27 protein-coding genes and 1 pseudogene are annotated in these 24749 nt (G+C 73.9%); 12 read left to right on the top strand and 16 right to left on the bottom strand.

The window, feature by feature from the left end; translation table 11 throughout:
- Positions 1 to 480: 480 nt before the first annotated feature.
- From EBN88_RS15995 to EBN88_RS15980, 4 genes are all read right to left on the bottom strand, one after another.
- Positions 481 to 2979 (bottom strand): Hsp70 family protein, encoded by a 2499-nt coding sequence (locus tag EBN88_RS15995; protein WP_122184552.1) that lies wholly within the window; start codon positions 2977 to 2979, stop codon positions 481 to 483.
- Positions 2980 to 2999: 20 nt separating this feature from the next.
- The gene (locus EBN88_RS15990) at positions 3000 to 3452 is read right to left on the bottom strand and encodes a hypothetical protein (protein ID WP_233580712.1); all 453 of its coding nucleotides are present in this window, start codon (positions 3450 to 3452) and stop codon (positions 3000 to 3002) included.
- Positions 3449 to 4360, bottom strand: a complete 912-nt coding sequence (locus EBN88_RS15985; protein WP_122184551.1) for a hypothetical protein — start codon at positions 4358 to 4360, stop codon at positions 3449 to 3451. Before EBN88_RS15985 ends, EBN88_RS15990 begins: the two co-directional genes overlap by 4 nt.
- 66 nt (positions 4361 to 4426) lie before the next feature.
- On the bottom strand, positions 4427 to 4714 hold the full coding sequence (locus EBN88_RS15980; RefSeq protein WP_122184550.1) for a hypothetical protein: 288 nt from the start codon (positions 4712 to 4714) through the stop codon (positions 4427 to 4429).
- Between the two features lie 281 nt (positions 4715 to 4995).
- On the opposite strand from EBN88_RS15980, the gene EBN88_RS15975 reads away from it, so the two are divergent.
- Positions 4996 to 5436: a VOC family protein gene (locus EBN88_RS15975; RefSeq protein WP_122184558.1), complete on the top strand. Its 441-nt coding sequence runs from the start codon at positions 4996 to 4998 to the stop codon at positions 5434 to 5436.
- Positions 5437 to 5473: 37 nt separating this feature from the next.
- On the opposite strand, the gene EBN88_RS15970 is transcribed toward EBN88_RS15975, so the two are convergent.
- The 3 genes from EBN88_RS15970 to EBN88_RS15960 are packed head-to-tail and all read right to left on the bottom strand — an operon-like array spanning position 5474 to position 7416.
- Positions 5474 to 6337 carry a MauE/DoxX family redox-associated membrane protein gene (locus tag EBN88_RS15970; protein ID WP_233580711.1) on the bottom strand — a complete coding sequence of 288 codons (864 nt, stop codon included), beginning with the start codon at positions 6335 to 6337 and terminating at the stop codon, positions 5474 to 5476.
- Positions 6338 to 6359: 22 nt separating this feature from the next.
- Complete coding sequence (locus EBN88_RS15965; protein ID WP_122184549.1) at positions 6360 to 6968, bottom strand: cell wall protein; 609 nt, start codon at positions 6966 to 6968, stop codon at positions 6360 to 6362.
- A 22-nt stretch (positions 6969 to 6990) separates the two neighbouring features.
- Positions 6991 to 7416 carry an RlpA-like double-psi beta-barrel domain-containing protein gene (locus tag EBN88_RS15960; protein WP_122184548.1) on the bottom strand — a complete coding sequence of 142 codons (426 nt, stop codon included), beginning with the start codon at positions 7414 to 7416 and terminating at the stop codon, positions 6991 to 6993.
- Positions 7417 to 8185: 769 nt separating this feature from the next.
- On the opposite strand from EBN88_RS15960, the gene EBN88_RS31905 reads away from it, so the two are divergent.
- The 3 genes from EBN88_RS31905 (at position 8186) to EBN88_RS15950 (ending at position 9341) form a co-directional block, all read left to right on the top strand.
- Positions 8186 to 8458, top strand: coding sequence for a hypothetical protein (locus tag EBN88_RS31905; RefSeq protein ID WP_139666874.1), 273 nt, complete (start codon positions 8186 to 8188; stop codon positions 8456 to 8458).
- A 104-nt stretch (positions 8459 to 8562) separates the two neighbouring features.
- Positions 8563 to 9045 (top strand): winged helix-turn-helix transcriptional regulator, encoded by a 483-nt coding sequence (locus tag EBN88_RS31900; protein ID WP_325052761.1) that lies wholly within the window; start codon positions 8563 to 8565, stop codon positions 9043 to 9045.
- 86 nt (positions 9046 to 9131) lie between these two features.
- Complete coding sequence (locus tag EBN88_RS15950) at positions 9132 to 9341, top strand: DUF3099 domain-containing protein (protein ID WP_122184556.1); 210 nt, start codon at positions 9132 to 9134, stop codon at positions 9339 to 9341.
- Between the two features lie 33 nt (positions 9342 to 9374).
- Here EBN88_RS15950 and EBN88_RS15945 read toward each other — a convergent pair whose 3' ends face one another.
- Positions 9375 to 10145, bottom strand: a complete 771-nt coding sequence (locus EBN88_RS15945) for a class I SAM-dependent methyltransferase (protein WP_122184555.1) — start codon at positions 10143 to 10145, stop codon at positions 9375 to 9377.
- Between the two features lie 416 nt (positions 10146 to 10561).
- Here EBN88_RS15945 and EBN88_RS15940 point away from each other — a divergent pair, with 416 nt between their 5' ends.
- The 6 genes from EBN88_RS15940 (at position 10562) to EBN88_RS15915 (ending at position 16695) form a co-directional block, all read left to right on the top strand.
- On the top strand, positions 10562 to 11827 hold the full coding sequence (locus tag EBN88_RS15940) for an Nramp family divalent metal transporter (protein ID WP_233580710.1): 1266 nt from the start codon (positions 10562 to 10564) through the stop codon (positions 11825 to 11827).
- A 36-nt stretch (positions 11828 to 11863) separates the two neighbouring features.
- Positions 11864 to 13096 carry an arginine deiminase gene (locus EBN88_RS15935; RefSeq protein ID WP_122184545.1) on the top strand — a complete coding sequence of 411 codons (1233 nt, stop codon included), beginning with the start codon at positions 11864 to 11866 and terminating at the stop codon, positions 13094 to 13096.
- A 164-nt stretch (positions 13097 to 13260) separates the two neighbouring features.
- Positions 13261 to 14259, top strand: a complete 999-nt coding sequence (argF, locus tag EBN88_RS15930; protein ID WP_122184544.1) for an ornithine carbamoyltransferase — start codon at positions 13261 to 13263, stop codon at positions 14257 to 14259.
- Between the two features lie 153 nt (positions 14260 to 14412).
- On the top strand, positions 14413 to 14820 hold the full coding sequence (locus EBN88_RS15925; protein ID WP_122184554.1) for a YciI family protein: 408 nt from the start codon (positions 14413 to 14415) through the stop codon (positions 14818 to 14820).
- Between the two features lie 9 nt (positions 14821 to 14829).
- The gene (locus tag EBN88_RS15920; protein WP_122184543.1) at positions 14830 to 16017 is read left to right on the top strand and encodes an RNA polymerase sigma factor; all 1188 of its coding nucleotides are present in this window, start codon (positions 14830 to 14832) and stop codon (positions 16015 to 16017) included.
- 114 nt (positions 16018 to 16131) lie between these two features.
- Positions 16132 to 16695, top strand: coding sequence for a GNAT family N-acetyltransferase (locus EBN88_RS15915; RefSeq protein ID WP_233580709.1), 564 nt, complete (start codon positions 16132 to 16134; stop codon positions 16693 to 16695).
- A gap of 23 nt (positions 16696 to 16718) precedes the next feature.
- Here EBN88_RS15915 and EBN88_RS15910 read toward each other — a convergent pair whose 3' ends face one another.
- Positions 16719 to 16901 carry a DUF5708 family protein gene (locus tag EBN88_RS15910; RefSeq protein WP_325052760.1) on the bottom strand — a complete coding sequence of 61 codons (183 nt, stop codon included), beginning with the start codon at positions 16899 to 16901 and terminating at the stop codon, positions 16719 to 16721.
- A gap of 236 nt (positions 16902 to 17137) precedes the next feature.
- On the opposite strand from EBN88_RS15910, the gene EBN88_RS15905 reads away from it, so the two are divergent.
- A complete protein-coding gene (locus tag EBN88_RS15905; protein WP_407703416.1) occupies positions 17138 to 17308 on the top strand; it encodes a type 2 periplasmic-binding domain-containing protein in 171 nt (56 codons plus the stop codon).
- Here EBN88_RS15905 and EBN88_RS15900 read toward each other — a convergent pair.
- Entirely contained in the window at positions 17292 to 17699 is a 408-nt protein-coding gene (locus EBN88_RS15900; RefSeq protein WP_122184541.1) for a PPOX class F420-dependent oxidoreductase, read from the bottom strand. The two genes, EBN88_RS15905 and EBN88_RS15900, sit on opposite strands and share 17 nt — an antisense overlap.
- A gap of 290 nt (positions 17700 to 17989) precedes the next feature.
- Here EBN88_RS15900 and EBN88_RS15895 point away from each other — a divergent pair, with 290 nt between their 5' ends.
- The gene (locus tag EBN88_RS15895; RefSeq protein ID WP_233580708.1) at positions 17990 to 18754 is read left to right on the top strand and encodes an alpha/beta fold hydrolase; all 765 of its coding nucleotides are present in this window, start codon (positions 17990 to 17992) and stop codon (positions 18752 to 18754) included.
- 610 nt (positions 18755 to 19364) lie between these two features.
- On the opposite strand, the gene sigJ is transcribed toward EBN88_RS15895, so the two are convergent.
- The 6 genes and pseudogenes from sigJ to EBN88_RS30575 all read right to left on the bottom strand — a co-directional run.
- Positions 19365 to 20252: an RNA polymerase sigma factor SigJ gene (sigJ, locus tag EBN88_RS15890; protein WP_233580713.1), complete on the bottom strand. Its 888-nt coding sequence runs from the start codon at positions 20250 to 20252 to the stop codon at positions 19365 to 19367.
- Between the two features lie 98 nt (positions 20253 to 20350).
- Positions 20351 to 21139, bottom strand: coding sequence for an SDR family oxidoreductase (locus tag EBN88_RS15885; RefSeq protein WP_122184538.1), 789 nt, complete (start codon positions 21137 to 21139; stop codon positions 20351 to 20353).
- 374 nt (positions 21140 to 21513) lie between these two features.
- Positions 21514 to 22440: a homocysteine S-methyltransferase gene (gene mmuM / locus EBN88_RS15880; RefSeq protein ID WP_122184537.1), complete on the bottom strand. Its 927-nt coding sequence runs from the start codon at positions 22438 to 22440 to the stop codon at positions 21514 to 21516.
- A 14-nt stretch (positions 22441 to 22454) separates the two neighbouring features.
- The gene (locus EBN88_RS15875) at positions 22455 to 23378 is read right to left on the bottom strand and encodes an LLM class F420-dependent oxidoreductase (RefSeq protein ID WP_122184536.1); all 924 of its coding nucleotides are present in this window, start codon (positions 23376 to 23378) and stop codon (positions 22455 to 22457) included.
- A gap of 64 nt (positions 23379 to 23442) precedes the next feature.
- A complete protein-coding gene (locus EBN88_RS15870) occupies positions 23443 to 24180 on the bottom strand; it encodes a hypothetical protein (RefSeq protein WP_147472738.1) in 738 nt (245 codons plus the stop codon).
- A gap of 82 nt (positions 24181 to 24262) precedes the next feature.
- Positions 24263 to 24749: pseudogene (locus EBN88_RS30575) on the bottom strand (type VII secretion protein EccE); the annotation flags it as partial.

Below are 24749 nucleotides of genomic sequence, written 5' to 3'. Positions count from 1 at the left end.
GCCGCTGCCGGCGGCCGAACGCGGGGACGCGGACCGCGTGGCGGCGGAGGCGCGCGCCGCCCTGGGGGCGACGCGCTTCGCGACGGAGTTCACGGGGTGCCTCTGCCCTCCGGGCGGGCCCACGGACGACGCCAACGCTGTTGTCAGTGCCGGCGGTTAGCCTGAACGACGATCAGGGACGGGTGCGGTGGAACGCGGGGTGGGATGGTGCGGCACGTTGTGAACTTCGGTTCGGTGTGGGGAGGTCAAGCGATGGCAAAGCGATTCTGACGCCGCAGGTCACAAAGGGTATTCCCCGCGCGAGCGGGGGTGGTCCGCCCAAGTCGCACCCCGACCTCGGCGCCGAGATGTATTCCCCGCGCGAGCGGGGGTGGTCCCAGCTCGGCCGCAGTCGGGCCGTGGCCGTGGGGCCCGCCCGCCGGCGGCCCGGGCGCGCGGCGCGCGCCCGGCCTGGCCCCGCAGGGGTGCGCGCCGCGCGCGTCAGGAGACGCCGCCCGTTCTGCGGTCGATGGGTTCCGCCGCACCGGGTGGGAGGAGGCCGTACAGGCGTTGGTTGATGCCGGGGAGCGCGTCCAGGCGGTTCAGGGCGATGGCCTCGTTGCCCTCGGTGATCGCGATGTCGGCCTCGCGTCGGGGGGACATCTGGTCGCGCAGCGACACCAGGCCGTTGAAGACCAGGATGTCCCAACGGTCGCTGCGGCGGAGCAGTTCCTGCCATAGCTCCTTGGCCCGCTTGATGAGTCGCCGCAGGTCGGCGGGGCGGGCGTCGTCGCCGAGGGCGCTGACGCGGTCGCGGAGGCTCTGGAGGTCGACCTGGTCGACGGGCTGGTCGCCGTGGTGCTCGACCAGGTCCTGGCAGGCGTTGAGCCGCTCCCACAGCTCGCGTTGGAGTTCGGGGACCTCGATGAACTCCTCGATGTCGTCGAGTTGGGCCTCCAGGTCGCGGAGGCGGCGGTCGCAGGTGAGGGCCGCGCCGGTGTCCACGGCCGCGGCGTCGACCTCCTTGCGTAGCTGCGGGAGCGCGCGTTGTGCGGCGATGTCGTCGAGGGCGCGTCGGGCGCGTTCGACGTACGCGAACTCCGCCTGGTCGCGCAGGGTGGTGAGGCGGCTCTCCAGGTCGCGGAGGCGGTCGGCGAGTTCCTCGTGGCCGGGCGCGCGCAGTTCCGAGCGGTTGACGGTGGCCTCGAACTGCTGCCTCACCACGGGGATGTCGGCGGTGACCAGGACCTCGCGACTGCCGGCCTGGATCTCGAAGGTCACCTCGACCTCGCTCTGCGCCGGCAGGTCGATCCGCACGTCGCGGGGGCGGATCTCCAGGAGCCCGACGCGGGTGTTGCGGTCGGCGCGGCGGCGTTCGCCCTCCAGGAGGGGGATTCGGATGACCGCGTCGGGTTGGGCGCGGTACAGCGGGATGGTGGTGCGGTAGGTCCTGGTGACCATGGCGGGCAGCGGGGTGCCCTTGCGCAGCACCGGGTCGAAGGAGCCGTCGGCCCGGCCGATGCCGAGCGTGCCGGTGAGGATGGCGTCGCCGGGGACGACGGGCACATGGCTGATGGAGAAGGTGTCGCCGGTCAGCCGCTGACGGGTGCCGGCGCGGTCGGTCAGCTCGACGACGAAGCGCGAGGTGGCGCGGGCGTCGACGCTGACCTCGGTGTAGAAGGCGCCCTCCCGGTTGAGTTCGGTGCGGGGGCCACGGAACGGCGGCCGGCCCTCGGGGTTGGCGAGGGTGACCGCGTAGCCCGTCCAGTCGACGGTGCCGCCGCTGGTGACCTGGCCGACGACGGGGATGCCGGTGGTGTCCACGGTCAGCGACGGGTGGGTGAGTTCGACGGCGAACTCACCGGTGGCCGCCTGGCGCGGGGCGCGCCGCAGCCGGACGCCGCGGGCGAAGACGGCAGCGCCGCGCGCCACCACCGTGCTGGGGTCCTGGCTGTGGTCCAGGGCGATGCCGAGCCCCTGGGCGGGGTCGGCGAGCAGTTCGCGCAGTCCTGGGCTGAGCGTGGCGCCGCCGACCAGCAGCATCCGGTCGATGTGGTCGGGGCGCAGCCCGCTCTCGGCCAGGGCGTCGCGGCAGAGCCGGATGGCGCGCACGTAGTACGGGAGCGCCAGGTCGTCGAGCGCGCCCCGGGTGAGGGTGAACTCGAACGGCTCGGGGTTGCCCTCGCCGTCGTCGAGATCGACGAAGATGTCGACCTCGGTGGTGCGGGAGAGGGCGATTTTGGCGTTCTCCGCCTCCAGTTTGAGCTTGGCGAAGTTCCGCCGCCAGCGCGGGTTCCTGCGGGTGAACTCGGCGAGGCCGAGGTCGCGTTGGACGGCGGGGGCCAGCAGGTCGTCGACGAGGGCCCAGTCGATGAGCTTGCCGCCGAGGTAGGGGTCGCCGGCGTGCTGGAGCAGTTGGAGTTCGCCGTCGTGCTGGGCCATCACGGCCGCGTCGAAGGTGCCGCCGCCCAGGTCGAAGACCATCCAGTGGTCGGCGTCCGTGGCCTCCCGGGCGCCGTAGGCGATGGCGGCGGCGGTGGGCTCCTGCACGAGGGGGCAGTCCGGGCCGAGGCCGGCGAGGACGGCGGCCTCGCCGGTGGCGTTGCTCTGGTTGAGGGTGAAGGAGGCGGGCACGGTGATCACGGCCGCCTCGGGCTGGTACCCGTACTCCTGGGCCACGTCCTGGCGCAGCGACCTGAGCACCTCGGCGGACAGCTCCTTGGGGGTCATCGTGATGCCGGCGCGTCGGAAGTGGCGCTGGGCGCCGGCGACGCCCATCTCCTGCTTGAACTCGGCGTAGGCGTCCCGCGCTTCGCTCTCGGTGCGCTCCCTGGCCCGCCGGCCGACGTGGACGACGCCGGGCCTGGGGCACCAGACGGCGGAGGGGGTGTAGTCCCAGCCCTCGTTGTTCTTGATGATCCGCACCCCGTCGTCCTCGGCAACGGCGATGGCGCTGTTGGTCGTTCCGAGGTCGATCCCGAAGTCGATGGTCTCGCGCACGTGTGTCTCTCCTGCTCGGGTCAGCTGTCGGGGTCTTCCGGTCGCGTGCCGGGGTCGTCGTCGGGTCGGGGGGCGGGCCTGCCGACGATGACCTGGCCCATCTGGACGCGTCGGCCTCCCAGGTAGACGGAGGGCCGCACGGTCTCCAGCACGACCTCGCGGGTCAGGTCCGGCTCCTCCTGGAAGGCGAGGACCTCCAGGGAGAGGCCCGAGTCGAAGGGCTGGCCGTCGTGTTCCTGGATCTCCAGGCCGTCGTCGGCGAGGGCCTGGCGGCCGATGTTGAGCTGGCGGCGGACCTGTCTCAGGTCGGCGGCGGTGGGCGTGCCGTCGTTCGCGTCGAGCGTGCGTTGGGCGCGCCAGAGGGCGACGGCGGCGCGCAGCAGCGCCTCGGTGCCGGGGGTCGAGGCGGCGTCCTCCCCGCGTGTCGGGTCGGCGGCTTCGCCGGGTGAACGGCCGTGGCGGCGGGGTCTCATGGGCCGGTGCCTTCCCTGGATGTGTCGCGGACGAGGGTGGTCAGGCCGAGCAGCGTGACCGTGCCGAAGGCGGTGAGCACGACCTCCAGCGGGCCGGCGGTGGCGGCGAAGGCCACGCCGGCGACCAGTCCGGACAGCACGATCAGGGCCATCAGGCTGCGGTAGGGGTGGACGATCAGAATCCAGCGCCTCCGGTTCCTGGCGTGGAGTTCGCGGACGAGGAGCACGTGCTCGGCGACGGTGTCCCAGTCGTCGTCGGTGGCCTCCCGCGCCGCCCACTCGGCCAACTCGACGAGTCGGGCCGTCTTTCCGAGGCCGGGCAGCCAGCGCCGGTAGCGGTTGAGCAGGGCCACGACCAGATTGTGCGTGGCGCGGGAGGCGGGCCCTGAGACGCGTTCGCGGCGCCAGTCGGGGAGCTGGGCCAGGCAGGGGCGCAGCGCGTCGTGAAGGGGGTGCAGCTCGTTCCTGACCGTGTGCACGGCCTCGTCCAGGCGGCCGTCGCCGCGGGCGTCGTCGGCGGCGCGCACCGCCTCGTCGATCCGCTGGCTCCCCTCGTCGACGATCCGCTCGAACTCCTCGGTGACGAGGGGCGCGAAGATCCGGTGGCGGCCGAAGTCGGCGTATCCGTCGACGAGTTCGTCGGCGGCGCCGGGAAGGGTGGGCAACTCGGCGAGCGGGGAGACCAGCAGCCGGGGCAGCGCGCCGAGCACGTCGTCCGGGGTGAGGGCGGCGACCCTGCGGTCCCGCGCCAACGCCTCGGCCCGGTGGCGGACATGGGCGCGGAACGCGGGGTGCTCCAGGGTCGCGGCCCAGCCGTCGGCCGCCTCGTTCCAGAGCGTCCGCGTCTGGTCGGCGGGGAGCGGAGCGCGGCCGGTGACCGACTCCAGCGCCCGGGCGTGGGCGAGCACGGCGCGGTCGTGCGCGTGGTGGAGCGCGGCGGGGCAGCCGCAGCCCCGACCGGCGTCGCCCCAGCGCTACAGCACCTCGTCGACGAGCCGCAGGCGGGCGTCCTGGAGCCGTTCGAACGCCGCTCGCACCTCCCCGCCGTCGAAGCCTCCGGCCAGCGGGGAGTCGGCGTCCCCCGGCCAGGTCCGCTGCACCGCGAGCCGCGCTTCGAGGCGTTGGCGCTGCTGGCGCACGGCGCGGCTTGTCGCGTCGGTCGGCAGCCCGCTGACGGCGAAGGGGTTGCCCCGGTAGAGGGGCCCGCCGGCGAGATCCCGGAAACGCTCGAAGTCGACCGTTCGACGGCGCGGTTCGTCCATTCCTGTCCCCCTCCCGCCCGTTGCCCGTGCTGGGCACGGTCTTCGGACGCGCGGCCCACCCGGCGCCGGCGCCGGCGCCGGCCCCCGAGCGACGTTCGCCGCCGCCCGTTCCCCTCAACTGTCCCACCCCACAACGGTGTTGCCTGAAAGGCTAGCGGTGGAGGCGGGCCGGACGGGCGGCCGCCCCGACGCGACGTGCGGCCGCCGGGCGCGGGCCGGTCCGCCGATCGGGGGCGCGTCGTCGCGCCGGACTGTCAGTGGCGCGGGCCAGACTGGGCGCCATGCACACGAGTGACACGGCGAGCCCGCTCGCCCAGGGCAGCCCCTCGACCCGACTGCCCGCCCAGGACTTGGACCGGGCCCGCCGGTTCTACGCCGAGCTGCTCGGGCTCGAACCGGCCGACGAGCGCCCCGGCGGGCTGCTCTACCGGTGCGGCGGCGTCGAGTTCTCGGTCTTCCTCTCGGCCGGCACCTCCCCCGGCACCTTCACCCAGATGTCGTGGAGCGTCCCCGACATCGCCGCCACGGTCGCCGAACTGAAGCGGCGCGGCGTGGAGTTCGAGCACGTCGAGCTGCCGGACTCCTACGAGGGGGAGCGGATCGGCGAGGAGATCGTGGAGGTGCGGGGCCACTACCCGAGCAGGAACGCGCGGGGCGAGCGCGGCGCCTGGTTCAGGGACAGCGAGGGGAACATGCTGTCCGTCGGCCAGGACGTCGTCTGAGGGCGCGGGCCCCGGGCGGGTCCGGGGCCCGCTCCGGTCACGCGCCGGGGGCCGCGACCAGCTCGGGGGTGAGCACCTCCTCGGTCTCCCGGTCGACCACGCCGACCCTGATGACCCGTTCGGTCAGCCCGTCCCTGGTGGCCCTGGCGTCCAGGGCGAAGAGGACCGAGACCGGGCGTTCGGCGTCGCCGACCCGCCGCGCCCCGGCGTAGTGCAGGATGCGCCAGCCGTCCTCCTCCCAGTGCTCCAGCAGCCCGGAGCGGATGATCGGCGCCACCGTCTCCCAGGCCAGGGAGCGTTCCAGCAGTTCGACCGAGGCGGCCACCGGGGTGCCGGCGGCGCCGGTGGCCAGCGGGTGGCCGAACAGGCGGATGCGGAGCCGGCGCAGCGGCACCCGCCACTGGTGCTCGGGCGCCGCCGCCAGCCAGGCCAGGCCCGCGCCGCCGGCCAGCAGCATCGCCGACGAGACGCCCGGCCGTTCGGCGAACGCCGTCCACCACGGGTCGCCGGCCAGCGCCCCGACGCCGGCGCCCGCCGCCACCGCGCCGGCCCGGGCGAACGCGTGCCAGCCGATCGGCGCGCTGTCCGAGGCCGTGCAGCCGCACGAGGACTCGGGCGCCACGGCCCGGCCGGCCACCAGATAGGCGAGGAACGCGGCGCCCAGCAGCGCGCCGCCCACGGCGGCCGCCGGAACCGCCGTCAACAACCCGATGCCGACGGCCAGTTCGGCGACGCCGGTGCCGCGCAGCACCCACACCGCGCGGTTCGGGTCCTTCAGCAGCCGGGGCAGCGCGCTGCGCGCGGCCTGGGCGCGCAGCGAGCGTCGCACCACCTTGAGCGCGCCGCTGACCAGCAGGAGCACGCCGACCAGCGGCGGCAGCAACGAGGCGAGCAGGCTCATCAACCGACCGTCCTTCCGTTCCTCAGTGCCCGACGGTGACGCGCACCAGGTCGATGGAGTCGTCGGCCGGCCGCCACGCGCCCAGCACCTGCGCCGGCTGGCCGATCCGCAGCCGGGAGAGGTCGGAGGTCAGCGCCCCGCCGGCGTAGGAGGCCGAGGTCTCCGGGATGGTGTTCCCGACCAACGCGTGGTTGTTATGGGCGAGATGGAGCCGCTGCCGCTCGATGCCCCGGATGGTGGTGTAGAGGTTGACGATGTTCACCCAGACCGCGTCGGCGGCCATGGTCCCGTCGGGCATCGGCACGCCGCGCGCGTAGAGCCCGTCGCCGACCTCGATGTCATCGGCGGTGGTGGGCCTGGCCTTCCAGACGCTGGTCGCGTTGGTCAGCTGGATGCGGTGCCGCTCGCCGTGCGAGCCGGCGACATGGAGCAACGAGCCCTGGATGGCGCCGATCCGGCCCTCGGCGAAGGCGGACTGGCTGATCGCCGGGTCGAGCGAGGGGCCGGGGGCGGCGAACGCGGCGTCGGCGTCGAGGGCGCCGAGCGCGGAGGCGCCCACGATGGTGGCGCCGCCGAGCGCGGCGCTGGTCAGGAAGCCTCGGCGGCCGAGGCGTGGGGTGTCGTTCTTCACGTGTGGTCTCCTCTCGCCTCGTTCACTCGGTGATCAGGACGGGCAGCACGCCGGAGTCGAGGCTGCCGATCGCGGAGTAGGCGGCGGGGGTGAGGTCGAGGATGCGGTTGACCCGGCAGGAGCCGCCGCAGCAGGACTGCTCGCCGCAGAAGCTCCTGGTCCTGGGGCCGCAGTCGGTGATGGTGATGCAGACGGTGGCGCCGGAGCACTGGTGCCGCACGTTCATGACCGAGCCGCAGCCCCGGCGCGGGATGCCGCCCTCGCCGCACTGGTCGGGGCGGGTGATGTCCCAGCACGCCTGGGAGGCGTTGGGCCAGGCGCCGTGGTTGGCGGCGGACCGGCAGTTGCCGCAGGCGCCACCGCCGGCGCTGCCGCAGGGGCCCCAGGCCGCGCCGCAGCAGAACCAGGTGGTCTCCCCTGCCCAGAGGGAGGTGGATGAGCAGGCCACGATGAACTTCCCTTCGTTGGAAGGACGCTGAGGGCCCCGCCTTGGCCGTTCCCCCTTGGCCATTGACCCGTACATGACATCTCTGGGGTTGTTCTCGGACTGGTCTACGCGCGGGGACCCGAGGGAGCCCGGGGTGCCGGCACGGTTGAGGTTGGGGTTGGGGTGAAGGTGGAACGGTTGCTCGCTCGCGGAACGGTTCTCCTGTCTCGCGGAGCGATGGGGCGCGGGCCCCGGCGGAACCGGAGGCCCCAACGGCTCCGGACAGCACGCCGTGCGGGGGGACGTCGTCGTCCTGGTGCCGTGGTGCGGTGGGGGTCATGGCAGAGCAGGCGGAGCGTCGAACGGGCCCATAGTGCGCCCCGCGCACCGCGTCGCGCCAGAGGGCGACCACGCCACCATTGGTCGGACGTGTGGCGGGGCTGGTGGGACGGGTCGCGGGGAAACGGCAGGGGCCGAAGAGGCCGACGGGACGGACGGGGCCGACGGGACGGACGGGGCCGATGGGACGGCGAACGGCGGGCGCGCGGCGCGCGGCCCGCGCCGGAGGGGCGGGTGCGGCTAGCGTTCCGACGGTCCGGACCGTTCCCCGCTCCCGCCGCTCCCGCCGCTCCCGCCGCTCCCGTGGCTTCCGTTGTCTCCGCTGTTCCGTGGGACGCGCCGGACCGGCTCCTCGTTCCCCGAATGCCCGGACCGGGCATGGGCGGCGGCCAACCTGGGGACAGTGATCAGCAGGACCGGTTAATCCCCGGCAGCGGTGAGGAGTTCCGTCATGGACCAGGCGCTGGACAACAGGCTGGACAATCGGCTGGACCGGAAGACCACACGACGCACCCGCCTCCTGTTCGCGGCCACGGTCGCCCTCGCCATGGCCCTGTCGCCCGTCTTCTTCCTCCACGAACTGCTGATCGGCGCGCTGGGCCTGGTCGGCACCGGCATCGCCACCCGGGAGCGCGAGGGCAGGATCGCCCGCGTCGCCACCGTGGTCTTCGCCGGCCTGCTGGCCGGCAGCCTGCCCTATCTGGTGCTGGCCGCGCTGACCTGACGGGCCAAAGGCCGAACGGACGGCCCGCCCGACGGACCCGACGAACGGGGTCGAGCGGGCCCAACCATGGGAATGCGCCACGTTCTCTGGTATCCAGGGACCTCGTGGAGACGCACTTCGATCATGAGGACAACGACACCCCCGAAAACCAACAGGATCGCGGCCCGGCCGGCGGGTATCGCGGCGCGGGCGGGGCGTGCGGGCGCGGCGCCGAGGTGCTTCCCCGCGACCGGGCCCCACGCGCCGTGCTGGAACTGATCGCGGGCAAGTGGACGATGCTGGCGCTGGTCGCCCTGGCGGACGGCCGGGCGATGCGCTTCAACGAACTGCGCCGCCGCCTGGAAGGCGTCACCCAGAAGATGCTCACGCAGACCCTGCGGGCGCTGGAGCGCGAGGGGTTGTTGACCAGAACGGTCTACCCCACGGTGCCGCCGAGGGTCGAGTACCGGCTGACGGCGCTCGGGGAGGAGATAGCCCAGCTGGTGCTGCGCGTCGCGGAGTGGAGCGCCAGCCGCGCCGACCAGTTGCGCGCGGCCCGCGCCAACTTCGACCGGCGCGCCCCGCACCCCCGCCCGTTGAGCGCGTGAGCCGGTGAGCGCCTGAGCCGGTGAGCGCCTGAGCGCGCGGACCGCCTGAGCGCGCGGACCGCCTGGGGCCGTCCTAGCCTGGGGTGGTGGCCACGCGAAACGCGCGACGCCGTCGCTACCTGGTGCTGATGGCCGTCTGCCTGCTGCTCTTCGTGGGCGGCGGGGCCGTGGTCAGGCTGTGGTCGGTACCGGTGGCCATCGCGATGTGCGCCCTGGCCGCCGTGATCCCGCCGGTCGCCACCATCGTGGCCAACCGCAGGGAACGGGACGACCGTTGGTGGGACGAGGAACGCTGACGGCGCGGGCCGCGCGCGGAGGGGCGCGGAGCTTCAGCCGGTGGCGGCGCTCGCCCGTGCCGGGCGGCGGAAGAGCGCGGCCCAGAGGAACGACTCGCCGAAGTGGGGCGAGTCCTCGGGTTCGTCCCGCATCCGGCGCAGCCGGACCTCGGTCAGCTCGGCGAAGATCCACCGCAGGCTCTCGGCGGTGTAGGCGAGACCGCCGTGCAGCGAGGCGTCCCGGTAGAACGCCGCGTCCGGCAGCTCCGAACCCATGCCGCCGGCGGCGAAGCAGCTGAGGGAGAGCAGCCCGCCGGGCGCCAACAGGCGATCCACCAGGGACAGATAGCTGATCCTGCGGTGCGGCGGCAGGTGATGGAAGCAGCCCGAGTCGTGTATCAGGTCGTAGGGGCCGGTCAGCTCGGACCCGACGAGCGCGAACGCGTCCCCCTGGTGGAACCGCGTCCCGTGCACCCCACGCTCGTCCGCCCGCTCCCTGGCCCAGGCGACGGCGGCGGGCGAGAGATCGACGGCATCGACGGCCAGACCCCGCGTGCCCAGGTAGAGCGCGTTGCGGCCCGGGCCGCAACCGAGGTCCAGCGCCCGGGCGCCGGGGGCGACCAGGCCCCCCTCGCACAGCGCCACCAGGCTCTCGTCGGGCTTGTCGACAAAGAACGGAACCCGGCGCGAACGGTCGGAGTAGAACGCGTCCCACCAGTCGGCGGCGCCATCCGTCCACCGGTCGGCGGCCCCGGGGGCGAACAGCCCGTCCAGCAGCCTCAGCAGATCGTCAACCGAGCGCGTGGTGCGGCCCGTCCCGTCCATCTCGTCCACCTCGTCCACCTCGTCCACCTCGTCCCCTTTGATGCTTCGCTCGACCCTACGGCGCAGGGGCAGGACTGACCAACAAAGGCCAGGTCAGGGGTGGTAACCCCGCGCCCGGCAACGGAATGTTGACGCCCTGGCGGCGCCCCGGGCTCCCGGGGGGCCGGGGCGACCTCGCACGGCCGACGGGCACCCCGCGCCGCGCCGGGAACTGGCTCCTCAGCTCGACGCCACCCCGGCGAACGCCCGCGCGGCCCGGGGCGGCACGCCCCCGGCGCGGCGGGCGAACGGTCGGAACGCGACGAAGGCCCACCCGGCGGACACAACGAGCGCGCGGGGGCGCGTGGTGGAGCGACCCCGGGGCGAGTCCCGGCCCCGGTGGCCTGAACGTGCGTCTCGGTGGGCATCCTCCCGGCGTGGCGACGACACGCGAGAGTCCTCAACCTCCCACCCGGCGCTGGCGGTTGGTCGGCCCAGGTCTCGTGGTCGCGGCGACCGGGGTCGGGGCGGGTGACCTCGTCGCCACCACGGTGGCCGGCAGCCGCTACGGGTACACGCTGCTGTGGGCGGCGGTCGTCGGCTGTCTGATCAAGGTGGCGCTGGCGGAGGCCACCGGCCGCTGGCATCTGGCGACCGGGCGCACCATCTTCGACGGCTGGCGCACGCTGGGCCGCTGGACCACCTGGTACTTCGGGATCTACATCGTGGTCTGGGGCTTCGTCTACGGCGCCACCGCGATGTCGGCCAGCGGTCTGCCGTTGGTGTCCCTCTTCCCCGAAGGGCCCTCGCTGCGGGTGTGGGGGATGCTGAGCGGGGTCGCGGGGCTGTTGTGCGTCTGGTTCAACCGGTATGCGGTCGTCGAGAAGATCATGATGGTCTTCGCCGGGTTGATGTTCGTGGTGGTCGTTTCGTTGGCGATCCGCGTCGGTCCGGACGTGGCCGCGCTGGGCGCGGGGCTGTGGCCGACGTTGCCGGACGGTTCGGTCGTCTACACGCTGGGGCTGATCGGCGGTGTCGGGGGCACGATCACGTTGGCCGCCTACGGGTACTGGGTGACGGCCAAGGGGTGGACGACGCCGCGCTGGATGCCGATGATGCGGCTGGACAACCGGGTGGCCTACGCCACCACCGCCATCTTCGTGGTGGCGATGCTGGTGGTCGGGGCCGAGCTGCTGCACTCGGCGGAGATCGCCGTGGCCAGCGGGGACCGGGGACTGCTGGATCTGGGCGAGGTGCTGGAGTCCCGCTTCGGCTCGACCACGGCGGACTTCTTTCTGATCGGCTTCTTTGCCGCCTCGTTCAGTTCGGTGATCGGGGTCTGGCACGGGGTGAGCCTGCTCTTCGCCGACTTCCTGGTGCGCACCCGGCCGGCGCTCGCCGGGCGTGCGGCCGTGGCGGGGGAACGGGAGGGGTCGCTGCCGTTCCGCGCCTATCTGTTGTGGCTGACGTTCCCGCCGATGGCGCTGCTCTTTCTGGACCAGCCGATCGGGCTGGTGATCGCCTATGGCGTGCTCGGTTCGTTCTTCATGCCGTTCCTTGCGCTGACGCTTCTCTATCTGCTCAACTCCGGTCAGACGCCGTTGAGCTGGCGGAACGGCAGGCTGAGCAACGCGGCGCTCGCGGCGTCCGGGGTGCTCTTCGTGATCCTGTGCGTTCAGCAGATCCGCGATCTGCCCTGGTAACGGGCGGCGTCGGGGGCCGGGGCGCAGAATGGGGCCATGCCCTTTCATGTTGACTCCGAGACCGGCCGGCTGCGTCGGGTGATCCTCCATCGCCCCGGTCTCGAACTGAAGCGCCTGACCCCCACCAACAAGGACGAGTTGCTCTTCGACGATGTGCTCTGGGTCAGGCGCGCCCAGCAGGAACACGACATCTTCGCCTCGTTGCTGAGGGAGCGGGGCGTCGAGGTCCGCCTCTTCGGTGAGCTGCTGGCGGAGAGCCTGGAGATCCCGGGCGCCCGCTCGCTGGTGTTGGAGCGGGTCTTCGACGAGCGCGAGTACGGGCCGCTGGCCACCGACGCGCTGCGCGCCGTCTTCGACGGTCTGTCCGGCGCCGAACTGGCCGAGGCGCTGGTCGGCGGGATGACCAAGCGCGAGTACCTGGAGCGCTATCCGGCCCCGGACTCGGTGCGGCTGCATGTCATGGACCTGGACGAGTTCCTGCTCCAGCCACTGCCCAACCACCTGTTCACCCGGGACACCTCGGCCTGGGTCTACGACGGGGTGGCGGTCAACGCGATGCGCTGGCCGGCCAGGCAGCGGGAGGCGGTGCACTTCGAGGCGATCTACCGGCACCATCCGCTGTTCACCTCGGCCGAGGTGCCGTTCCACCACTGGTCGGAGCCGCACGGTGCGCACCCCTCGACCATCGAGGGCGGCGACGTGCTGGTGATCGGGCGGGGCGCGGTGCTGGTCGGGATGAGCGAGCGGACCACCCCGCAGGCGGTGGAGCTCCTGGCGCGGCGGCTGTTCGCGGCCGGCTCCGCGCACACCATCGTGGCGTTGGACATGCCGAAGCGGCGGGCGTTCATGCACCTGGACACGGTGCTGACCATGGTGGACGCGGAGACGTTCACCCAGTACGCGGGGCTGGGGATGCTGCGCTCCTACACGATCACGCCGGGCACGGGTGGGCGGGAGCTGTCGGTGGCCGACAACCCGCCGGAGCACATGCACCGGGCGATCGCCGAGGCGTTGGGCCTGGGCAAGATCCGGGTGCTGACCGCCACCCAGGACCTGCACGCGGCGGAGCGCGAGCAGTGGGACGACGGCTGTAACGTGCTGGCCGTCGAGCCGGGGGTGGTCGTGGCCTACGAGCGGACGGTCACCTCCAACACCGAGCTGCGGCGGAACGGGGTCGAGGTGCTGGAGATCCCGGGCAGTGAGCTGGGGCGCGGGCGAGGCGGGCCGCGCTGCATGAGCTGCCCGATAGAGCGCGACCCCGTGAGCTAGCGCCCCGAGGCGGGGCGGGGCGACGGGGCGCGAACCACCATTGCATAGACATGAGCAGATCTGTATATGATTGCAATCGTCTCGGGGGTGTCGTGCCCCGTCGAGCCGCGCGCCGGCGAGGGGTGCGCGCGGAGTGAGCAGAGCAAGCAGATCGGAGCCCGCCCATGGGGACCGCACTCACCGGCCGCCACCTGCGCAGGGAGCTGGATCTCAGCCCGGCCGAGTTCCGTGAACTGGTCGCGCTGGCCGGCAGGTTGAAGGCCGAGCGGCGAGCCGGCACCGAACGCCCGCTGCTGACGGGCAAGCGCATCGCGCTGCTCTTCGAGAAGAGTTCCACCCGGACCCGCTGTGCCTTCGAGGTGGCCGCCGCCGACCAGGGAGCGCACACCACCTACCTGGACCCGGCCGGCTCGCACCTCGGCTACAAGGAGTCGACCAGGGACTCGGCGCGGGTGCTCGGCCGGATGTTCGACGCCATCGAGTACCGGGGGCACGCCCAGCGGACGGTGGACGAACTGGCCGAACACGCGGGCGTGCCGGTCTACAACGGGCTGACCGACGAGTGGCACCCCACCCAGATGCTGGCCGACGTGCTCACCATGACCGAGCACTGCCCCAAGCCGCTGACCGAGCAGTCCTTCGCCTACCTCGGCGACGCCCGCAACAACATGGGCAACTCCTATCTCGTCACCGGCGCCCTGCTCGGCATGGACGTGCGGATCGTGGCGCCCCGGCAACTGTGGCCGGAGGAGGCCGTGGTGGCCGAGGCCCGCCGGCTGGCCGGCGAGACGGGCGCGCGGATCACCCTGACCGAGTCCGTGCCCGAGGGGACGGCCGGGGTGGACTTCGTGGCCACCGACGTGTGGGTCTCGCTGGGCGAACCGGTGGAGACCTGGGAGGAACGGATCGCGCTGCTGCGGCCCTACGCCGTCACCCGCGAGGTGATGGAGGGCACCGGCAACCCCGACACGCGCTTCCTGCACTGCCTGCCGGCGTTCCACGACCTGGGCACCGAGCTGGGCCGGACGCTGCACGCGCGGTACGGCCTGGAGTCGCTGGAGGTCACCGACGAGGTCTTCGAGTCGGATGCCTCCGTCGTCTTCGACCAGGCGGAGAACCGCCTGCACACCATCAAGGCGCTGCTGGTCGCCACCCTGTCCTGAGCCGCCCGCCCAGGGCCCAAACCGTCCGGTACCTCCCCGGCTCGTCCAAGCGGGTCGAAAAAAGTGGGCCGACGATGTCGAGAACCCACGACCGGCTCCGTCCCAGGGGTGAGCGTGACCAGGATGGGTCACACCACCACCGAGGAGAACACGATGGCCAAGTACCTGCTGCTGAAGCACTACCGGGGCGCTCCCGCCGCCGTCAACGACGTGCCCATGGACCAGTGGACGCCGCAGGAGGTCTCGGCGCACATCCAGTACATGAACGACTTCGCGGCCCGGCTGGAGAAGACGGGCGAGTTCGTCGACAGCCAGGCGCTCGCGCCTGAGGGCCGGTTCGTCCGGTACGACGGGGAGGGCCGCCCGCCGGTCGTCGACGGCCCGTTCGCCGAGACGAAGGACCTCATCGCCGGCTGGATGGTGATCGACGTGGACAGCGAGGAGCGCGCCTTCGAACTCGCGGGCGAGCTGTCGGCCGCCCCCGGGGCGGGCGGGGAGCCGATCCACGAGTGGCTTGAGGTGCGCCCCTTCCTCACCGAGATGTCCACCGTCACGGAGTGAGGCGCACCGGTGAACGAGGCCCTGCTCCGAAGCCTCATACCGGGTGTGCTGGGTGTCCTCGTCCGTCGCGGAGTCGACTTCGCGGCGGCCGAGGACGCCGTGCAGGACGCGCTGGTGGAGGCGATCCGCGTCTGGCCGGCCGACCCGCCGCGCGATCCCAGGGGCTGGCTGGTCACCGTGGCCTGGCGCCGCCACCTGGACACGGTCCGGGCGGAGGCGGCCCGCCGCCGGTGTGAGGACCGCGTCGAGGAGGAGCCACAGCCCGGGCCGACCCCCGGCGTGGACGACTCGCTCCAGCTGTACTTCCTGTGCGCCCACCCGACGTTGACGCCCTCGTCCGCCGTCGCGCTCACCCTGCGCGCCGTCGGCGGGCTCACCACCCGCCAGATCGCCCGGGCCTACCTGGTGCCCGAGGCGACCATGGCGTGGGGGGCGCCCCCGGCCGAAGGCTGGGGGAGGATCAGCCGCGCCAAGCGCACCGTCTCCGGCGTGCGGCTCGACCGCCCCGGGGACGTCGCCACCGTGCTGCGCGTGCTCTACCTCGTCTTCAACGAGGGCTACTCCGGCGACGTGGACCTCGCCGCCGAGGCCATCCGGCTCACCCGGCGACTCGCCGCCGGGATCGACCACCCCGAGGTGGCGGGGCTGCTCGCGCTGATGCTGCTGCACCACGCCCGGCGCGCCTCCCGCACCACGCCGAACGGCGAACTCGTGCCGCTCGCCGAGCAGGACCGGAAGCGGTGGGACACCGGGATGATCGCCGAGGGCATCACGGTCCTCCAGGCGGCCCTCGCCCGCGACCGGCTGGGCGAGTACCAGGCCCAGGCCGCCGTGGCGGCGCTCCACGCCGACGCGCGGACCGCCGAGGAGACCGACTGGCCCCAGATCGTCGAGTGGTACGACGAGTTGGTCCGCCTGACGGACAGCCCGGTGGCGCGGCTCAACCGCGCGGTGGCCGTCGGCGAGGCCGACGGGCCGCACGCCGGCCTGGTGGCCCTCGCGGAGCTGGGCGACTCCGCGAACAAGGGGCACCCCGTCCCCCGCTACGCGGCGGTGGCCGCTCATCTCCACGAGCGCGCCGGCGACCTGGACACGGCCGCGCGGCTCTACGCCGAGGCGGCGAGCCGAGCGCCCAACCTCGCCGAACGCACCCATCCCACGCGCCAGGCCGCCCGGCTCAACTCCCGTCCCCGCTGACGGGCGGCCGCGCCGCTCCCCCGCCGGCCGGCGTCGGCACCATGCCCGAATCCGCCGGAGGGCCGCCGAAATGCGGTGGCCGGCGGTCGCGGCCGGCTGGTTGGATCGCTGGCCATGGACAACGACGTGCCCACCTACGGCCGCCAACTCCCCCCGCTCACCGGCGAACTGGTCCGGCTGCGCCCCATGGAGGCACCCGACGTCGAGAGCCTCTGGCGCTGGAACCGGGACCCCGAGGTGGTGCGCTGGCTCAATCACGAGCCGCCGCAGTCCCTCGCCAGCGCCGAGCGCCGCTTCGCCGAACGGCCGCGCAACAGCTTCGAGTCGAGCCTGCTGATGATCGAACGCCGGTCGGACGCCCGGCTGATCGGCGTCACCGCGCTCCGCGACGCCAGCCCCATCGACGGGCGGGCCGAACTCGACATCTACCTCGGCGAGAAGGACTGCTGGGGCCAGGGCTACGGCTCCGACGCGGTGCGCGCCCTCTGCCGCTGGGGCTTCGACCGGCTGCGGCTGCACTCGATCGCGCTCTGGGTGGTCGTGGACAACGAGCGGGCCGTCCACGCCTACGAGAAGGTGGGCTTCCAGCGGGACGGCCGCCATCGCGAGTGCTTCCGTGGCGACGGCCGCTGGCACGACATGTACCTGATGAGCGTGCTGGAGGGCGAACTGCGCTGAACGGCATGGGCGATGACGTGTACTCATGCCCGACGACGCCCCAGCTCCAGGATCAGGGTCACGGCCAGCTGGGCGGCGCCCACCGCCGTCAACACCATCCCCACCTTGCTCAGCGTCACCACCGGCGTCTCCACCCCGTCGGTGAAGACCCAGAGCAGCACACCGGCCAGCGCCGTCACCACCCCCTCCACCGTGTGCCTCGCCACGCGTGTCACTGGGAATCCCCTCCCGCTCCTGTCCCGGCGGAACCCCCACCGGCCATGCCCACCGTAGAGCAGTCGTGACACACCGTCATCGCCCTGGGGAATGATCCCCACTCCGCCCGCCTACATCCTTTGCCGCACCCCCGACTACATCCTTCGACAGACGAGGCGGGCGGGGCGACAGGGGCCCGGCGGGGCGGCAGGGGCGGGCCGGTCGGTCCGGCGAGCCGTCCACCGAGATGTCCACCGAGACCAGCACCAGCCGGGAACGGCTGACCGTGGTGCCGGCCGAACCCGCGCCGCCGCTGTTCCCGATCGGCCTGTGCGTCCGCCGAGCGGACCTGCGCCGCCCGCTGGTCGCCGCGCTGTGGAGCCTGACCGAGCCGGACGAGGTCAGAGGCGGCCGGTGACCCTGGTCGGGGTGATCCGAACGACCAGCCGCTGTTCCTCCTGGTCAGCGGCCGGGTTGAAGTCGGCGTAGGACTGGCCCGTGTACTTCCGGGACAGCCCGTCGATCAACTCGCGGCTCTCGTCGGGGGCCAGGGTGGCGGTGCCCCGGATCGCGGCGTAGGTGTAGGGGTTGTCGGCCGGGTTGACCATCACGGTCACGCGCGGGTCGCGGTCGATGTTCCTGGCCTGCTGGCGGCTGGCGGTGGTGGAGTAGAGCAGGTCCTCGCCGTCGCGCTTGATCCAGACCACGGTGAGGTGGGGCGAACCGTCCGGAAGGAGGGTCGCCACGGTCGCGAACACCTTGGTCTCGTCCAGGTACCGCTTCAGCTCGTCGGAGAGCGTCACTGCCATCTCGGCCGTCCTTCACACGATGGTCGAATGTGCGGGATGTGCGGGTGTGACGGGGGCACCCACGCGTGGGCCCCGCGCCCTGGGGTGCCAACTCCCGTTCCCGGCTCCCTATTCCACACCACCGTGCGCCGGTTCGCGCGGCGACGGGCGGCGCGCGCGTCGGGTTCCGCCGCGTGCGCCGTGCGCGCCGGCGCGCACGGCAGGTGGGTGCCTCAACGAGCACCCGGATGACCGTGACGTTTCCGGAGACCTCGGGCGCACCAGCGAGGTCCATGGAACGATGGCTACCCGTGACCTCGACTTCACACCTCGCCCATGATGTGGCCGGCGACGGCCCCGCGTTGCTGCTGCTCCACTCGACGGTCTGCGACCGGCGGATGTGGGACCCGCAGTGGCGGATACTGGTCGACGCGGGCTTCCGCGTGGTGCGCTGCGACTTCCGTGGTCATGGTGACAGCCCGGCTGCCGACCGGCCCTACCGGGACGCCGAGGACGTGCGGGATCTGCTGGACGCCCTCGGCATCGACGAGACGGCCGTGGTCGGGGCCTGCTTCGGCGGCGGGGTGGCGCTGGAGATCGCGGCCCGCTGGCCGGAACGCGTCACCGCGCTGGCGCTGCTCAACGCCGCTCCCCCGCTGACCGACAGGACGGAGGCGCTCGCTGAGTTCGAGAGCAGGGCGGCCGAACTGATCGCCGCCGACGCGGTGGCGGAGGCGGTCGAGCTGAACGTGGCGACGTGGCTGGGCCCCGAGGCCGACGGCAACACCCGCGCGATGGTGCGGCTGATGCAACGCCACGCGCTGGACGTGCGGTTGGCGGCGGAGGAGTTCCCGCGCCCGCCGGCCGACCACCGGCTGACCGGGATCAAGGCCCGCGCCCTCGCCGTCTCCGGGCGCCACGACCTGCCCGACTTCCGGGCCACGGCCGTCGAACTGGCCCGCCTGTTGCCCAGGTCCCGCCACGAGGAGCTGCCCTGGGCCGGGCATCTGCCCAGCCTGGAACGACCGGCGGAGGTGGCCCGACTGCTGGTGTCCTTCCTCCATGAGGTGGCCTAGGTGTATTGCCCTGTGAGGTCGTGTCCGTAAAGTCTCGCCGGATCAGACCGCGGCGTCCGACGCGGTGCGTCGCAAGGCGCCGGATCGCAGCTCATACCTGGCCGTACTCGCGCGATTCGGTAACGCGGCGAGGTGCCGCGTATGGCGTCGCGGGCCCGGCGAGACTCTACGGACACGACCTGGCCGGCCGGCGCCGGGGCCCCGGCCCGCAGGCGGGCCGAGGGCCGAGGCCGGGCACGGGGTGGGAGGCCGGGTGCGGGGACGGGGCGAGGAGGTCGGGGACGGACGTGCGCCGGTGCCCGGGACGGGAGTTGGCGATCGGGGCACGAGGGACCGAGAGGGCCGTGGAGTACGGGCGCCCGTGGTGGGCCGGCGGGCCCGGCGGAGACCCCAGAGGCCGACCAGGGACGGGCGTGACGGGCTGGCGGGCTCTGGTGGTAACGGGGAGGCGCGGGCTCCGGCCGGGGCGATGGAATGAGTGTTGGGGGCGGGCGTTCGTGGTCGAGGACGCCGGGACCGGAGGCTGCGGCCGCAGGGCCAGGCAGCCCGAGTCGGCGGACCGTCCCGCCCCGGGCCGGCGACGCCGGCCCGGGGGCCGTGCCCGCCGCGACTACTCCCGGTCAGGGAAGAGTCGGGAGCCGTCCCGTTCGAGGCGGACCACCGAGTTCAGCTTCTCGGGGTTGCGGACCACGTCGATGCTCGTGATCCGGCCCTCGTCCATGTCGAAGGAGACCACCGAGACGTCGCCCTCGTGCTCGTACACGACCAGCCCGGGCACGCCGTTGACCGTGGCGAGCCGCATCGTGAGGCCGCTCGCGCCGGAGAGGGCCAGCAGGATGCCCTTGGCGACCCGCATCGCGCCGTACTGGGTTCTGGCCGTGGTGGTGACCCGGCCGCCGCCGTCGCCGCGCCAGGCGACGTCGGGGTCGAGGAGTTCGACCAGGCCGGCCAGGTCGCCCCGCTGGCAGGCGTCGGCGAACGCGGCGACCAGCGCGCGCTGTTGGGCCGGCGTCGGCGGGAACCTGGGTCGGCCGTCCGCGACATGGCGTCTGGCCCGGGAGGCCAGTTGCCGGACGGCGGCCGGCGTTCGGCCGACGATCTCGGCCACCTCGGCGAAGCTCACGCCGAAGACGTCGTGCAGCACGAAGGCGGTGCGTTCGGCCGGGCTGAGCTGTTCCAGCACCACCAGCAGGGCGAGGCTCACCGACTCGTCGAGGGTGACCTGTTCGGCCGGGTCGTCCTCGACGACCGGCTCCGGCAGCCAGGTGCCGACATAGCTCTCCCTGCGGGCCTTGGCGCTGCCGAGCGCGTCGAGGGCCAGCCGGCCGACCGTGGTGACCAACCAGCCGCGCAGATCGTGGATCTCGGTGCGGCCCAGCGTTCCGCGCAGCCTGATCCACGCCTCCTGGACGCAGTCCTCGGACTCGGCCAGGGAGCCGGTGGTGGTGTAGGCCACGCGCAGCAGCCGGGGCCGTTCGGCCTCGAACGCGCGGGCCATGGCCTCCAGCCGTTCGTCCAGCGGCAGTCCGTCGAGCCCCTCGCCCCCCGGGTCCTCCTCGGGCCAGGGCCCGTCGGCCTCCCATCCGGTGTACTCGCTCATACCCTGACCCCCCTCAGCCACTCGGCGAACGCGGCGACGCCAACCACCGGCGCCCCGCCGCCCGTTGAACCTGTTGAGCCTGCCGCCCCCATCGCCTCGTCCCCGGTCGCCGCGCCGGCGCGCAGGGCCCGGCCCATGGCGCCGGGCAGCGGGACCGTCAACGGCAGCGCGCGGCTGCCGGTGGCCTCGCGCCAGGCGGCGGCCAGCCGGCGGAGGTCGGCGACCTCGGGTCCCACCACGGCCAGGCGTTCCCCGCGCGGGGCCCGCTCGGCCGCCTCCACGACGACCGGGGCGACCTCGGCCGCGGCGACCGGCCGGAGCGGAACGCCGGGCAGCGGCATCAGCCGCGTTCTGGCCAGCGCGCGAAAGCCGGTGACCAGCAGCTCGTGGAACTGGGTGGCCCGCACGACCGTCCAGGGCACGGGACTGTTCGCGACGGTCCTCTCCTGCTCGGTCTTGGCGCGCGTATAGGCCCCGGGCAGCCGTTCCGCGCCGACGACCGACACCGCGACATGGTGGCGCACCCGGCACGCCACCTCGGCGGCCAACAGCAGGCGGGTGCCCTCGACGAGGGTCGCCCCGGGCCGCCGCGAGGGGTCGTTGGCGGCGTCGACCACCACGTCCACCCCGTCGAGCGCGTCGGCCAGTCCCCGGCCGGTGCGCAGGTCCACCGGGTACTCGGGCGAGCGGCGGCAAAGGACCCGCACCTGGTGCCCGCGCACCCGTGCCTCCTCGACCACCAGCCGCCCGAGGGTGCCCGTTCCTCCCACAATGGCGATTCTCATGCCACAACAGACGACGCAGCCCGGGGGATTGTGACATCGCCGGCGGAACGGGGGCCTCCGGGTGGCCCGGGTCCGCGCGCGTGGCGGTGCGGGGAGGCGAAGCCAGCGCGCGGACGAGGGCTCGGTCGCGGCCCCACGCCCTGCACTGCGGGGGCCATGACCGCCGGTAGACGATTCTCGCCGAGCCCCGGCTGCGGGTGGCGGTATTCGGTCAGCGCTGCGACCCTCAGCAGCGCGACAACTACCGACGGTGAGGCTCAACGATGGGGTTTGCCGGCGGGAAGGAGGCGGGGGGAAGTCGGCCAGAACTCATGGGTGCCGGCCGGCCGTTGAACCCTGTTCGACGGCGCGCCCGCGCCGGTCAGTCGGCTCGGTCAGCTCGGTTCAGCTCGGTCGGCGAGGGCCGCGCCCAGAGCCGCGATGGTGTCGGGGCCCACCCGGCAGCAGCCGCCGATGAGTTGGGCGCCGGCGTCCCGCCAGTCCCGCGCCAGCTCCGGCCGCAGCGTGACCGGCCCGCGCCAGGCGCCGGCGGCGGCCTCCCAGCGTTCCCCCGCGTTGGGGTAGGCGACGGCCGGGCGGCCGGTGGTCGCGGTGGCCAACGCGACGGCGTCGGCGACCTCCTCCGGCCGGCAGCAGTTGACGCCGACCGCCACCACCGAGGGCTCGTCGGCGGCCAGCGCGAACGCCTCGGCCAGCGGCTGGCCGGCGCGGGTGCGGCCGCCGGCGGCGGTGTAGGAGAGCCAGACCGGAATCCCGGCGTCGCGCACCACCGTCAGCAGCGCCTCGGCCTCCACCGCGTCCGGCACGGTCTCCAGGGCCAGCAGGTCGGGGCCGGCGTCCAACAGCGCCGCCACCCTCGGGGCGTGGAAACGCGCCAACTCGGCCACGGACAGGCCGTAATTCCCCCGGTACTCGCCGCCGTCCCCCCGCACCGCGCCATAGGGCCCGACCGAGGCGGCCACCAGCGCGGGCCGCCCCGCGCGCGCCACGGCCGCGCGGGCCAGCCGGACGCTGTCGCCGAAGAGCCGGGCGGCCGCCCGCCGGCCCAGGCCGCGCCGGGCGAAGCCCTCGAAGGACGCCTGGTAGCTGGCGGTGAGCAACACCTGGGCGCCGGCGTCCAGATAGGCGGCGTGCGCGTCAACGAGGTGGTCGGGCCCGTCGGTCAGCAGCCGCGCCGTCCACAGCGCGTCGTTCGGCTCGCCGGCCAGGTCGACGCCCTGGGCGGCGAGCTGGTTCGACAGCCCACCGTCCAGCAGCAGCGGCGGCGCGCCCGGGGTGAGGGCGGCCGCGAGGTCGGACATCGTCAACCGCCCGGTCAGTCCAGCTGGGTGGCGACGTCCTCGGCGATCACCGCGAGGTGGTCCAGGTCGTCCAGGTCCAGGATCTGGAAGTAGATCCGCTGGCAGCCGGCCTCCCGGTAGGCGGCGATCTTCTCGACCACCTCGCCCGGCGTGCCGGCCAGCCCGTTCTCGCGCAGCTCGGACACCTCGCGGCCGATGGCCTCGGCCCGGCGCTCGACCTCCGCCTCGGTCCGGCCGACGCAGGCCACCAGGGCGTTGGAGTAGACGAGTTCGTCGGGGTCGCGGCCGGCCTCCTTGGCGGCGTCGCGGACCCGGCCGAACTGCTCGGCGCTGTCGGCCGCCGAGGCGAACGGGATGTTGAACTCGTCGGCGTAGCGGGCAGCCAGCCGGGGCGTGCGGGCCTTGCCCATGCCGCCGATCAGCACCGGCACCCTCGCCTGCGCGGGCTTGGGCAGCGCCGGCGAGTCGGCCAGCTGGTAGTGGGCGCCGTCGAAGGAGAACGTCTCGCCCACCGGCGTCTCCCACAGCCCGGTGACGATGGCGAGCTGCTCCTCCAGGCGGGGGAACTTCTCCTTGGGGAACGGGATGCCGTAGGCGGTGTGCTCCTCCTCGAACCAGCCGGCGCCCAGGCCCAGTTCGACGCGGCCGCCGGACATCGCGTCGACCTGGGCCACCTGGATGGCCAGCACGCCCGGCAGCCGGAAGGTGCCGGCGGTCATCAGGGTGCCCAGCCGGATGCGGCTGGTCTCCCTGGCGAGGCCGGCGAGGGTGATCCAGGCGTCGGTCGGGCCGGGCAGCGGGTCGCCGTCGCCCATCCGCAGATAGTGGTCCGAGCGGAAGAACGCGTCGAAGCCGAGCTGCTCGGTGGCCTGGGCGACGGACAGCAGCGTCTGGTAGCTGGCGCCCTGCTGCGGTTCGGTGAAGATACGAAGATCCATGGGGACCATTCTGCGCCCGTCCCGCGCCCTCCGGGCTCACCGCCCCGTCGCCGGAGGCTCGCCGCTACGCGGTGGCGGCCCGCTGGCGGCGCCCGGGCGTGAGCAGCGCGTTCTCGCCCGGCGAGAGATCCAGCCGCACGGTCTCGGCCCGGCCGTCGCGGAACACCGCGATCTCGCCGCCCCGCAGCGCCGCCACGAACGCCCCGGCGCCCGCGCCCAGCAGCCGCTCGGCGACCTCCGCGTACTGGCCGTCGAGGACCACCACGGTGCGGACGGCGGCCCAGAACGCGGAGCGGCGCGGCGGGTTGCGGGCGACATGGACCACGGTGCGCCAGGGGCCTTCGGCCAACGAAGCGGAGGGCGGGCGGCGCAGGTCGCACACGAGGGCCTGCGGCCCGTCGCCGGCGGACGGCGCGGAGGGCGGGCGCTCGGGCCAGCGGCCGACGCCGTCCCCGACGGTCAGCCGGTCCCCGGCGGCCAGCGTCAGCCCGCGCCACTTGTCGGGCACGCGGGTGGCGGCGGTGACCCGGGCGCCGACGCCCAGCAGTCGCAGGGCGAAGAGCCGCCCGAAGAGCGACTCGCCGAGCACGCCGAGGCCGGCGCCCTCGGGCGAGGGCGCCGGCAGGGTCACGGGCTGCCCGGCCGTCCCGGTGCCCAGGTGCACGCCGGCGCCCACCGGGGTCAACGTCAGGGCGCGGGCGGCGGCCGCCTCGGCCGGCCGCCAGCGGGCGGCCGGGAGCCGCCCCAACTCGGGGATCACGCGCGGAACGTGGGGAACGTGCGGGGCCTGCGGGGTGGTCACGGTGCTCCTCGGGAGGGTCGTCGGGCCGACGGCCACGGGGTTCCCGTCTCGGGGCGGGGGCCCGGCGGCCACGGGCTCGGGGTCATCGGGCGGCGCCCGGCGCCGAGGTCAGGGCGGCGGCCTCGGTCAACGGGCCGGGCGGGCAGGCCACCGGCAGGGTGGCGAGGAGGGCGGTGTAGGGGTCGGGAGGTTCCGCGTCGAGGACGCCGGCCGAGGTGAGGCGGTCCCGTTCGGCGGTGGCGACGTGCGGCAGGACGCTCACCAGCCGGACCGCGACCCGGACCGCGACGCCCTCGGGCTCGGCGGTGAGCGTCGCGCAGGCCAGCGCGCGGTCGGCGGCGGAGCCGCTGAGCGTGGCCAGCAGCCGGGTCCAGGCGGACTGGTCGGGAACGGTCGCCGTGGCCAGGCAGTGGGTGGCGCTCTCCCCTGACCAGAGCCCGGGCCTCGGCCGGCCCCGGCCGTCGGGGTCGCCGGACTCCCGCAGCAGCGCGGCGAGTTCGGCCGCGCCGAGTGGCGCGCTCGGCACGCCCTGAGCCGCCAGGCGGGCGCGCAGGCGCGCGGTGGCGGCG

It is taken from the genome of Streptomyces triticirhizae (assembly GCF_003696235.1).
GTDB lineage: Bacteria > Actinomycetota > Actinomycetes > Streptomycetales > Streptomycetaceae > Streptomyces > Streptomyces triticirhizae.
The sequence above is the reverse complement of the archived record's forward strand: the minus strand, read 5'-3'. Positions and strand labels throughout refer to the sequence as shown.